Origin of the sequence: Paenibacillus sp. GXUN7292, assembly GCF_050864975.1 — a bacterium.
Lineage (GTDB): Bacteria > Bacillota > Bacilli > Paenibacillales > Paenibacillaceae > Pristimantibacillus.
Window position 1 is genome coordinate 13,747 of sequence record NZ_JBOZWO010000021.1, and the last position, 12,141, is coordinate 25,887.

The 12,141-nt window shown below is 43.2% G+C and carries 12 protein-coding genes; 5 read left to right on the forward strand and 7 right to left on the reverse strand.

Annotated features, from left to right (window positions below; all coding sequences use genetic code 11):
• Positions 1 to 10 precede the first annotated feature (10 nt).
• The 4 genes from ACRRU2_RS17175 to ACRRU2_RS17190 form a co-directional block, all read right to left on the reverse strand.
• Positions 11 to 589, reverse strand: coding sequence for a sensor domain-containing protein (locus ACRRU2_RS17175; RefSeq protein WP_432503494.1), 579 nt, complete (start codon positions 587 to 589; stop codon positions 11 to 13).
• Between the two features lie 74 nt (positions 590 to 663).
• Positions 664 to 1,269, reverse strand: a complete 606-nt coding sequence (locus ACRRU2_RS17180; protein WP_432503496.1) for a YkoP family protein — start codon at positions 1,267 to 1,269, stop codon at positions 664 to 666.
• 615 nt (positions 1,270 to 1,884) lie between these two features.
• Complete coding sequence (locus tag ACRRU2_RS17185) at positions 1,885 to 3,585, reverse strand: proline--tRNA ligase (protein ID WP_432503498.1); 1,701 nt, start codon at positions 3,583 to 3,585, stop codon at positions 1,885 to 1,887.
• A 312-nt stretch (positions 3,586 to 3,897) separates the two neighbouring features.
• Positions 3,898 to 5,091 (reverse strand): stalk domain-containing protein, encoded by a 1,194-nt coding sequence (locus tag ACRRU2_RS17190; protein WP_432503500.1) that lies wholly within the window; start codon positions 5,089 to 5,091, stop codon positions 3,898 to 3,900.
• 214 nt (positions 5,092 to 5,305) lie between these two features.
• Between ACRRU2_RS17190 and ACRRU2_RS17195 the strand changes: the two genes are divergently transcribed.
• The 3 genes from ACRRU2_RS17195 to ACRRU2_RS17205 all read left to right on the forward strand — a co-directional run bounded on the left by ACRRU2_RS17195 (position 5,306) and on the right by ACRRU2_RS17205 (position 9,547).
• Entirely contained in the window at positions 5,306 to 7,246 is a 1,941-nt protein-coding gene (locus ACRRU2_RS17195) for a hypothetical protein (protein WP_432503502.1), read from the forward strand.
• Positions 7,247 to 7,611: 365 nt separating this feature from the next.
• Positions 7,612 to 8,514, forward strand: a complete 903-nt coding sequence (locus tag ACRRU2_RS17200; RefSeq protein WP_432503504.1) for a YwqG family protein — start codon at positions 7,612 to 7,614, stop codon at positions 8,512 to 8,514.
• Positions 8,515 to 8,530: 16 nt separating this feature from the next.
• Entirely contained in the window at positions 8,531 to 9,547 is a 1,017-nt protein-coding gene (locus ACRRU2_RS17205; protein WP_432503506.1) for a hypothetical protein, read from the forward strand.
• Between the two features lie 111 nt (positions 9,548 to 9,658).
• Here ACRRU2_RS17205 and ACRRU2_RS17210 read toward each other — a convergent pair whose 3' ends face one another.
• Positions 9,659 to 10,165 carry an effector binding domain-containing protein gene (locus ACRRU2_RS17210; RefSeq protein WP_432503508.1) on the reverse strand — a complete coding sequence of 169 codons (507 nt, stop codon included), beginning with the start codon at positions 10,163 to 10,165 and terminating at the stop codon, positions 9,659 to 9,661.
• Between the two features lie 60 nt (positions 10,166 to 10,225).
• On the reverse strand, positions 10,226 to 10,675 hold the full coding sequence (locus ACRRU2_RS17215; protein ID WP_432503510.1) for an acetyltransferase: 450 nt from the start codon (positions 10,673 to 10,675) through the stop codon (positions 10,226 to 10,228).
• Positions 10,676 to 10,972: 297 nt separating this feature from the next.
• Here ACRRU2_RS17215 and ACRRU2_RS17220 point away from each other — a divergent pair, with 297 nt between their 5' ends.
• Positions 10,973 to 11,335: a VOC family protein gene (locus tag ACRRU2_RS17220; protein ID WP_432503512.1), complete on the forward strand. Its 363-nt coding sequence runs from the start codon at positions 10,973 to 10,975 to the stop codon at positions 11,333 to 11,335.
• Between the two features lie 17 nt (positions 11,336 to 11,352).
• Positions 11,353 to 11,895: a winged helix-turn-helix transcriptional regulator gene (locus ACRRU2_RS17225; RefSeq protein WP_432503514.1), complete on the forward strand. Its 543-nt coding sequence runs from the start codon at positions 11,353 to 11,355 to the stop codon at positions 11,893 to 11,895.
• 57 nt (positions 11,896 to 11,952) lie between these two features.
• Here the strand turns inward: ACRRU2_RS17225 and ACRRU2_RS17230 are convergent, their stop codons facing one another.
• The gene (locus tag ACRRU2_RS17230) at positions 11,953 to 12,096 is read right to left on the reverse strand and encodes a hypothetical protein (RefSeq protein WP_432503516.1); all 144 of its coding nucleotides are present in this window, start codon (positions 12,094 to 12,096) and stop codon (positions 11,953 to 11,955) included.
• Positions 12,097 to 12,141 lie beyond the last annotated feature (45 nt).

The window sequence follows — 12,141 nt, forward strand, 5'->3', positions numbered from 1 at the left end:
CATGGAGCGTCTATCTGTTTAACTGCTCCATCATCCTTTTTGTATAACGTCCAATGGATTTTGCCAATTTGTCTGCCAGTTTGAAGCTAATTATGCAAAGCACCACACCCAAAGTCATTAACATAAACGATTTTAGATAAGTGTCAATCGGTATAAAAATAAATTGGATGTTTATATAACGATACAGCAATGGTGATAGGATAAAGATTATTGGCATTAAATAAAGCAGGACAAAACAAATAAGACTTAAAAGTCCTATTATAAATTTCTGCATTAACCAAAATACGGCCACCCAGTTTCGTCTATCCGTAAGCTCCAGCTTGGCTAGTGCCCATACTGACCCTTTCGATTCCACTTTGTGATGATAAGGCTTTGTTGAAATATCTGTATAAATTTTCGTCTGTGTACGCTCGAATTGAATAAAGGCTGCGGTTGACCGCAGCACGCGGATCAATAGCGGAATCCCTACTACCGTAAACGAAAGGGCCAGGGTGAACGACAAGGCCACCATGAAAAAACAAAAATAAAATAATCCCGAAGCAAAAGTTAACAATAAAAAATAACCATTTTGGATGTAGCCTGAATTCATAAAATTCGTCACTCCTTCTCTGTGTAATAGCCAAGTCATGCCAAGCTTTCCGTCAACGCATCAGTGCAGAAACGTCATATGACATTGGGATAGTATGCTTGAGCAGCGGCAAATCGCGCTTTCAGCGCTGGCGTACTGATCAACAGCATCATGGGCGACAGCTGCTCTCTATTATGCTGTACACGCCGCTTTCCATCCGGATGGATGACACTTAGCAGCAAACGCAGATAACTGCCATACAGCCGCTTTTGCCACTTCGCTTCAATCGGATGCTGTTCAAAGCCAATGCCATGAATAATCCCCCGATGAAGCAATGTAATTCCCGTAAATGCCCGGATTTTGCCCAGCTCGGGATTATGATCCAGCTCCGTACAAATTTGCTTGATTGCCTTTTTAAGCATACGCGCTGTGCTGAGGCCTGCCCGTTCCGTACCGACTTCGCGGGCAAGCTCCAGCACTTGCCGGTTGTCAAGATGAAGCTCGCCTACCCAATCTCCTCTCACAATTTGATGCCCGTCATAGCATGTTAATGTCCGTCCGTGATGTCGCCTAACAACCAATTTGCAAATACCGTATCGTCTTATTGATGCGCTGCGTAATTTTGTTATCCAATCAAATAGGCTCTCCCACATCAGCCATATGGACTGCAAAGCTCTTTTAGCAATCGCTTCTTTTATCATGATCTCCCGCCCTCCTCCAGCTGATTTTTTCTCCTTTATAGTAGCTTGGAAGATGTAATTTCGATTAGTGCCATAATGTCATATGACATGCAGTCACGATCAACAGATTACGTGCAATAGAGCTGTTGCTAGTTTTGATCAAGGTTAAACAGCTCCTCCGTCCTTTGGAAAGGTGCGTTTAAAGATGAAAAACACCGCTCCAAGCATCAGCTTGAAACGGTGCGTTATTGTTTTTTTTCTTGAAAAATAATTCTAACGAAGCTGAAAAGCGCTATTTCAACGAAAACAGCTCTTTTTAAACTGTAACGAAGATTAGCAGCTCTATGTGTGAGAATAATCCACGTATTTAGCCCCATTCCGACCCAAATATAGCCGCGAATCTCTGTTAGAATTTTTACAGCAACGTTTTTTGCATATCAGCGCTTCTGGCTAGGGTGTCGATTAATTGTGGATAGGGCAATAAGCAATCGAAAGGGATGTTACTACGTTTGGGATTCCGACCGCTGTTGTAGTCCAATTTTTTTTGAAGAAATAACCCCTGCATAGGATAAAATCGGCCTACAAAGGCGGACGCTGCCGCTTCTCCATTCATCCTTGTATGCTATTTCAACAGGCTTAAATGCTTGCTCTTATTCGCATAATTGCTTCTTCCAACGATAGAAGCTGCTTATCATTCCCGCGACGCTCAATATATTCGACATTGCTGTGAATTGCATCCCTGCCAATGACTATACGAATCGGAAGACCGATCAGATCGGAATCGTTAAATTTCACACCTACACGTTCGTCCCTGTCATCTAGCAGCACGTCGATGCCGCTTTTCTGTAACGCATCGTATAGTTCTTCCGCTACCTTCCTCTGTGTTTCATCCTTGATAGAGACGGGAATGAGATGCACCTGGTACGGGGCGACGGCAGCCGGCCAGACAATACCGCGCTCATCATAATGCTGCTCCACAATAGCCGATACGATCCGCGAAACACCAATGCCATAACAACCCATAATCATGAGCTGCTCTCTTCCATTCGCATCCAGATACCGGGCTCCTAGTGCCTCACTATATTTCGTTCCAAGCTTGAATACATGCCCTACCTCGATTCCTTTCACAAAACCAAGCTTGCCGTTCTCGCAACGAGGGCATGATTCGTCTTCCTTAACATTGCGAAGATCACCCGTGCGCTCAACTGAAAAGTCTCGTCCCGGAACGACGTTTAATACATGAAATTCAGTTTCGTTTGCACCGGCAATACCACACTCCATCCGTGCAACAGCTTCGTCGACTAAAAGAGGGATCAATAACCCAATCGGACCCGCGAACCCTACTGCCGCGCCCGTTACCGCTGAAACCGCATCCGCATCCGCAAGCTCCAGCGTATCAACGCCTAACACATTTTTCACCTTAATTTCATTCACTTCATGATCCCCGCGGACAAGGATTGCTACCGGCTTCCCATCCGCCAAGTAAATAAGCGTCTTCATGACTTCAACAGGCTTGATTTGTAAGTGATCGGTCAGTTGTTCAATTGTATGCACGCCGGGGGTGTGAAACTTTTCGTAACCCGGGATAATGCCCCCGCCGCCCCCGGATTGCTCCTCCCTGGAAGTCGCCTTCTCTACATTCGCCGCGTATCCGCAGTTGGAGCAAACAGCAACTGTGTCTTCCCCAATGTCGGCCAGCGCCATAAATTCATGTGTGCCGCCTTCCCCGCCGATCGTCCCCGCATCAGCCTCTACCGCTCTAAACGTCAAACCGCAGCGCTTGAAAATACGATGATAAGCATCATACATAGTCTGGTAAGAACGAACCAGTCCCTCCCACGAGCTATCAAAAGAATAGGCATCTTTCATCAGAAATTCACGGCCGCGAAGCAAGCCAGAACGCGGACGGAGCTCGTCACGGAACTTCGTCTGAATTTGATATAACGTGACTGGCAGTCTACGATAGGAACTGATTTCGTTCTTCACCAGCATCGTAATAACCTCCTCGTGCGTCGGCCCTAAAGCGAACTCACGATGATGCCGATCAGTAAGGCGGATTAACTCAGGCCCATAATCGTTATAACGGCCCGATTCCTTCCACAGCTCTGTAGGCTGCAATGCTGGCATAAGAAGCTCTTGTGCACCCGCACGCTCCAGCTCTTCACGCAGGATGCGCTCGACATTGCGCAGGACACGCTTGCCCAGTGGCATATAGGTATAGATGCCTGCTGCAAGCTGGCGAATAAAGCCCGCCCTCAATAGTAGTCGGTGGCTTGCAACTTCCGCCTCCGTCGGCGCTTCTCGCAATGTGTTTGTAAACAGTTGAGATTGACGCATAGCTGATGCCTCCTTTTTGTAAAATAAAACAAAAAGACACACTCGTCAGGGACGAATGTGTCGTGGTACCACCCTAGTTTTAATCGCCTATTCATGGCGATTCTTCATCCGAATAACGGTCGGCGCCGGCAGCGGTTACTTGTGTTCACCGCAGCAGCTCACAAGGCAGGAAATGTACCGTTCGGGGGAGACCTTGCAGCGCTTGGGTCCCTCTCTGTACCGCCGAATTTGATAACATGCTCCTTGATCTCAGCTGTTACTGTCATTTATTGTTATTGATCATAGACGAAGCGCATTACCGTGTCAAGTCTATCATTTTGACGTGTTTATCATGATCCAGCGGTTTTTATCATTCCACTTCACATCATAGCCAAAAGCTTCCGCTACAAATCGAAAAGGAACCAAAGTACGGCCCTGTTGTATGATAGCCTCTGCCACTAAACTAACCTCTTTATTATTTATCAAGGCTGTTTTTGAATCGATCGTAAGTACAATTTTGTTATCCCCGTGTGTGGCCGTAACCGTTCTGGTTTTCCCGTCCCATTTTATGTCAGCTCCAAATAGCTGGAAAACCTCCCTTAACGGAAGCATGGTTGAATCCCGATAAATAACAGGATGATGTGTATTAAACATATGGACTTTTCCATCTATAAATACTTTAGGTATCGCCAAAGTGCCTGAGTACCGGCTTTCATACACTTCTGTTTCCGGCCGCTCTTTAAATCTTTCTAAAAAGGCTCTGGATTCCTCCGTTAATGGATTTTTGTACAAATAGATATATTTTAATGATGACATATTTTCCAGTACAGTAAGGTCAGAGACATCGGTATGATCGAACTGTATAGCATCCAAGGACATTGCCTGAATAGATCTTAGATCAGTTACCTGCGTATACGCAAAGCTCAGACTCCTTAAAGAGTCACTCGCAGTAACGGGTGATAAATCTTTAACCAAGTTTCCATTTAGATACAAACCGTAAAGGTTTGACTGGTTCCAGTTTCCTTCTAGGCTTTCAATAAAATTATCATCTACAAACAGAATTTTCAAGCTCGGCAAAGAATGAATCGGAGAAAGATTGGAAATGTTGTTATTTTTTAAAATTAGCATTTCTAACAACGATAAATTTTTTAATGGCGTTAAATCAGTAATAAAGTTGCCTTCCAAGCTTAAGTACTCAAGATTCGTTAGGTCGGCAATTGGCTTTAGATCCTGAATTTCACAATAGTTCATAGTTAAACTTTTAATTTTTTTCAAGCTAGATATTGGGCTTAGATCTTTTAGATTACTACAGCTGATCGTAACTTCTGTTAAATTAATCGCATATTCCAATCCTTTCAGGCTAGTTATACGAAATCCCGTACTTAACTTAGTAATCTTGGATAAATCCGAAGCCGTCAATTTTCCCTCCAGCTTATTCAAGCTCGTTCGTATATTCTTTTCTAAAACCGGATCTTCAAAAACAACAATTTGGTTGGCATTAGCAGAAGCTTTTTCCGCAGCATACACCGACGGAGGCACATATGTAACCATCGACAGGAACAATAACATCATGGATATACTTAATATTTGCTTCGAAAGCTTAATCCTCTTCATCTATCTTTATTGCCTCCCCATTATTTCCTTTTATTTTCATAATCTATAACGTTTGCTAGTCAATTATGTTGCAACTTTATCTTCTTTTTGGCGTTAGAGAGGTTAGAATAAGAAGGAGCGTGTCTAAATGAAGAAGATAAACCTTCTCGTCCTCTTAACTGTCCTTTCTATGATCCTTGTTAGTTGTGCCGATGCTGATAATAAGGATAAAAAGAAAAATCAAGCTTTATTGGATTCAAATCTTGTTCATTCTATCACAGTTAAGAGCAGTATTGACGGAGTAGTGAGCATAACCGATCGTAAATTAATAGAGCAATTCGCTGAGGCTATTCATTCTGCTCAATTCGATAGCGGACAGCTTGATATCAAAGCACCGGATTACGTTGCAACCGTACAATTGGAGGATAGCGAAGGCGACATATTTTCATTCTGGATCAAGGGCGAGCATGAAGGCCTATTTACCAAATCCGGGCAGAACGGGCACTACAGGCTGCCAGGAACCGCGAAGGCGGCTTTACTTGCCTTGTTTCAATCAGATGAACAACAAGCTGAACATAACAATCTAAAAATAAACAAGAATATCAAGAAAATCACTCTCGCGACATCTCTCACCCACGGAGCAGTAAATCCCGAAGTTACGGCCGAATACACAGATAACAAACAAATAGAAGCTTTTGTGAGAGCCATCGATACCGCTGAGCAAATACAAGGAATACTAAACACATCAACTCCCAACTACGATATCGTTCTTATATCGGAAAACAAGCAATATTCTTTTCATCTATGGATTAACGAACTAAGCGAGCAAGCAATGCTTATGGATGTAAAAGAAACGCATACTGGCTACAAGCTTACTAAAGAATCCACCTCTGAATTAAAAGAAATTATTTTCACGGAATCGAGCTTTAAAGAATTAAAATTTAGAGCAGAGCGGAACTCTAATGGAGACCTTGTAGCCAAACCGATTGGCCTGTTGGAAGATAACTACATGATGAACGGCGGACCTGTAGTTAAGTTAAAGGGGAACTTGTACCATACCCTTCATTTCTTCTATGGCGATCACAATGCAATTACCGCTTTGGCAGCCCATGATCCTTCCACAGACGAGGTACGTGTGAAATGGAGCGATTCACTGAGCAGCTCCAAAAATCTCTGGAACAATGCATTTATGAGCAGCTATAATATGCTTTTTCCTTTGGATGAAGATCATCTATTATTTTTGGAGTCAGAACTGACGGAGGAATCAGGGCAGTATCATTTATCCTCTTTTAATGTTATTACGGGAACTGTGGAACGCCTTCGAGAAGACTTTTGGCCGCTTACGGACAATTATGACTATATCTATCAATTTCAATGGGATGCCGATGAGCAAATATTATTCATGCAAAGTTTTCTTGGCAATGTATGGTTCTTTAATCTAAAGACGGGAAAGGACGATATCCATCTTCTTAAGTATCGGGTAATCCCTCATTCGACGTCCGGAGCGCCATCCTTGTTTCTCTCACCAACCTTTGAAAGATTTGTACATGATGATGAGAGCGGCCAGTTGACCTTTTACAATAATAAAGGAATTTCTCTCCGTACAGTGCCGCTGCCCGCAGACCAATACGTGCCATCCGAGAAAATAAAATGGAATCCCGCAGGCACGATTGCCTGGATGGACCTTGCAGAGGCTGAGCGGAATCGGATCCTTGATGTTGATATCGATTACTTGAAAATAGCCCCTCAAAAAATAAATTTCTACAATCCGGATGGACTTCTCATTGGATCTATTCAGCCTGAAGGAGGGAGCAAGGACGCTGCTTTGGAAGTTGCAGGATGGTTAGATGCAAAGGTCGCCGTCATAAAATCTTATACGGTAGAGCTTAAGGATGTGGAAAGATTAGGCTTGAATGTAAAAGATGAATCTTATTATCTCTACGATGTAAGTAAAAAGAAGAAAGGCAGCACCTTTAAGTCCATACCTTCTAATGCAGCCATCACTTTAGACCGCCAAAGGGGCAGTATTGAAGCAAATGAAAATATCATTGTCGATTTTAAAGAAATAACCTATTTAAAGGAAAAATGAATGTGAGCAACGAGCGCTAACTTGGCGTGCCAAGGCTAACCTCATTTCCTCAGGCTGTTGAAAAAACCTTTATATCGCGAAATGTGCCTACTAAAATAGTTTGGAGGAAGCGCCGACCGATTCTGTATGAAATTTCATATACAATTGCGTTTTTTGGGTCAATTCAGCTTATTGTGTATGAATTTTCATATACGATTCACCTTTTCGTGGTGGCACCGACCAGTTCTATATGAAATTTCATATACAATCGTTACCCAATACTTCATTTATAGTTACTCCCAATGAGCTAAAGCCTGCCAGACGGCCTTATTGGGGATAAAAGACACCTAAAATCGTGTTTAATCTATTAATAAAGGAGCAAAATAATGACCTTACTAGCGCATAATCAAACTAAGCTCGATAAATACATAGAGGAATTCGGATTGAAGCATATCCATGATTACCTTCACCGCACAACAAAACAAGGAATCCGCAGTATAAAAGCAGGCAAAACCGACTACACAAAAACATGCTGCTCGCGTATTGGCGGTGACCCTGATCTGCCGCCACAAATAGAATGGCCGCTCACTGAAGACGGCACGCCTATGACTTTTTTAGCTCAGCTGAATTTAAGCGAGCTGACCGCAAGCGATGATAACAACTACTTGCCGAAAACCGGCATCCTTGCCTTTTTTCTCGGAATAGACGAACCGGCTTATAACATAGAACATAAGGTACTTTTCATAAATGAAGCAGAGATGTCAGCAGCAGTGCGCCGTGAAGCTCCAGAAGAGACAGCACTTGAAGATTCATTCGAAGGCTATGCAATCAAGGCGCGATCCTCTCTAGAGCCGCCTAACTATGTCTACGCGGATTATGATTTAATTGAAGGAGATGAAGAGGCCGACGTAACGTTCGATGATTATGAGGAATTTACGGATGCCCTTCAAGAATCTGAGCAAGGTGAATATGATGTGTTTCAAATGTTTGGCTACCCTGCCGGCCAGCATGGCGATGCTGAATATGAAGCTGCACTGATGATACTTGCCGGAAAAGAATATGATTATAATTCAAATCATGCACTACGGAATATTATTGCTGCCTTAGGCGGTGATCAAGTAAAAGCTGAGCAGGAGATTGCAGATATGCTGCTGTTGCTGGAGCTCGGTTCAGATAATGATATCGGATTTTGCTGGTGGGATGCCGGAGCGCTGCAATTTTACATCCGTAAAGAGGATTTGCTTGCCGCACGCTTTGACCGTACGTACTGCTCGCTTTATTCCAGTTAATGGAGGGGATAGGACGATGAGCGCTTACGATGTTGACATTGGCATGTTAATGAACGGAAAAAGAGAGCTGCAAGGAACAGGCCGCTACTATTGCTGTACGCCTAATAAAACGATTTATGAGATTGATTCCTATGAGGACAATAATGGAATCCTTATAAATGCCTCCAATATGGAGGATGCCTTGTACGAGTTTTGTGTATCAGCCTTAAAGCAATATAGAGAAGAAGACAACAATCATGATGTGTACACTTTTTCTTTAAATATAGATACGTATCACGGTAGCTGTACCGTTTATATTAACAATACAGAAAGCTTACTTAACAGCATACAAGAAGCACTGCCGTACGAGAAAATCCGTCAAAAAGCAAACACTTCACAGTCCGATCAAGATCTGTATAATAATCTTCTTAACGATTATCAGTTTTCCGAATCCGATTACGGATTTATTTTTGACGAATGGCCCGAAAGATTACAAAAGTATTTGGGCATCTATGCCTGCATAAGCATGGAGCAACCAGAATGGCTTAATATTGATCAGACCTATATGGTGGAGCAAAGTCTACTTGATTCCCAATTGTTCTTGCTTGCCATAAACGTTCTTAATCGATTGCAGTCCGAACTGAGCAAGCTTCATCGTACTGACCGTTTTATTGCTTATGTTTCAGCAGCCGATGGAGTCGGGGGCGATTTTTTGACCACCAGCCATTTGATCCGAAAATGTCTTACAAATGAGCAGCTGTATGCTGCTATGCCCGATGTAAAACTGCTGGATGACGCTTACGAGACTTCTTTGCAAACCATTACGACTCTGTCGATTCAAGAGCAAGTTCAGCATTGGACAGCTGTTCTTGAACGTGGGGAATTTCACCCAGGAAGCCCTTATCAATATAGTAAAACCGATTATGAGGTATACGAACAGCTTCTTTTCTTAGGCGAACCTGCCATAGCTTTTATAAACGAGCAGCTTAACAACCGTTTGAAATCAGACACAGCATTTATTTTAAAAGCAGTCATTTCCGATCTGGAATCTTGATGGTTCTATCTGTATGAGGTCTACATTGAAATAAAAAATGCGCAGGCTCGAGTGCTAATGTATACCCTGAGCTTGCGCTTTTTCATTATCTTGAGCATATTAATAGGATTACTATTCTTTAATTGCAATCATAATATCAAAATCGAACCTGTTTATCCTATCAGCAGGGATATCGAAGGGATTTTCTGGCGTAAGCCGATTAGGCTCCATCCCATATACCCCTTCTTCAGTAACCTTGATGTACCCTTCGCGCCCTATCCACTCTTCTATAAAAGCATACGCTCGCATTATCTGGTCACGGTCTCCTCGGGCAGGAACACTCACATAAGTTCTGGCGGGAACCTTCAAAATTTGCAAACCGGCAGGGGTTCGATCCGTGCTGTCAATTTTCACTCCTACAAGCAGCTCAAGTTCATCGATTGGTTCCGTCACCCACTGAGGAATAAATACGTAGCCGACATCTTTTTCGTTCCATTCCAGCCCTTCCTGCTCTATAGCCGCTATTACTTCATGCCATACCCGGCGAACCTCTTTACCTAATTCGAAATTTTTCATACTGCCTGCTGCTTTTCGTACGGCTGCTGTAAATGCTGCATTTCTTATTAGCTGTGCTTCCAACCTATTCCCCTCCAAATAAACATCTTTTTCCGTCCGATTCGGCCTAATTCAGCTTAATTTCTATTTAAATCTATATTGGAGATGAAGCAAGGGAAAAGGCTTGCCTGAGCTATCCAATTCTGACCGCCCAATCTGTACAAATCCGAACCGCTTGTAGAATGCACAAGCTCCATCGTTTTGCTCATTGACATCAACTTGGAGAGTGCTTCCTGCTACATTTAGGGCATGTTTTATTAAACGGCTGCCTATCCCCATTCCGTGGTATTCCGGGTCAATAAATAGCATTTCAATCTTGGTTCCGTCAAGTCCAATAAACCCTGTCGCCTCTTCAGCAGTGTTTCTGCTTACCCAAATCTCAACTTCTTTTAAAGCCCCGTTTTGAACCATTTCGCGATAGTATTGAATGTCTGATTCCGTCAAAAATGTATGGGTACGACATACAGCCCTGTACCAAATATCTACTAATACATCGTGATCATTTTCCTGGTACGGGGTTATTGCGTTTAACATGATTATTCCTCCTACTGGAACAGACTGAATCTTTGCTCTCGCATAAGTTCCTGTAACAGTCAGATTACTAAATTGTCCCTTAGCAGCATCCTTTTCCAACTTATTGATGATTATTATATCATCTTGTTATCAAATTGAAATTAGTGAAATATAAAACAACTAATCGGATACAGTTGCGTCTTATACTCAATAAAATCAATCGACCGACTAATCTTCAGTTGCATCTTTACTACCGATTGTATATCTGGTATATTATCGGTAGTATTTTAATATTAATATTGCGCAGGAGGTTGTTCTATGTACAAAGAAGGCTTAACCGTATGGTACAGTGTGGCCAACTTAGAACGAACACTGGAGTTCTATTCCGGAAAGCTTGGTTTTGAGGTGGTTTTCCATGATTCGTCAAGCGGTATGGCGATGGTCAACACAAACACAAAGGATTGTATCATTGGATTTTCGGAAGCCGAAACTGTTGAACCAGCCACTTCATCGACGGTATTTGAAGTATTGAATATTGAGGAAGCAATGAAACAGCTGGAGGCGGACGGTGTAGCGTTCGTAGGCGAAGTGGAGCATGTCCCTGGAATGGCCAAGCTTGCAACATTCATGGATCCCGATGGGCATAATCTGATGCTGGCCGAAACACTTACTGAACTTTGAGCAAAGAAAAATGGGTTTTGAGGCTGAGCCAGGAACTAACCGGACAATGGACACTGCCTATTTTGTTATCGCTTGACGAGAATGGGGGCAGATTCACGCCCCTGCAGAACAAGCTTGACATTGCCCCCTCCCGGCTCAGTGCTAATTTAAAAAAAATGGTGGCAGATGGTTTACTCCTTCATCTTTCTCCACAAGAAAGGCGTCATCCGCTCTTGCCCGAATATGTGCTTACAGAAAAAGGGCGGCTTCACAGGGAAGCGGCGCGCGCCGTCCAGCTCAGCGAGGAGCAGATCGGACAAGGGAGGCTTTCCGACAAGATGTGGGGTATGCCTATCCTGCTAACGATTAACTTTGATCACGAGCGATTTCAAGAAATTCGCCAATCTCTCGACGGCATTACGCCGCGTATATTATCCTTGCGTTTGCAAGAATTTCATAATGAAGGGATAATTTGTAAGCAAGTATTGGAGGAGCCTCGACCTTCATACCTGTATCGGCTGGAGAAGCAAGTGCAGCAGCCAGTTCAACAGCTTTCCATTGACTTGGCTTCCTTAGTTTAGACTAGCAATTTTTCTAGGATCCTTATTTACGAGCTGTTGATCGTGAAGCACAAGCAGCTAGCGGGCTGCAAACAGCTTGCCTTTCGGCAGACTGTTACAGCCCGCTTTCCCGCATCCAACACGGCTCAACTTCTTCTCTGCATCATACATTTCCACCAGATTATCTGGATTGAGTGTTCCATTCGCTTCAGCTTCATGCACACATCTTCACATTGCGAATGCCTGGTTCGCCAGACCGAAATTCTC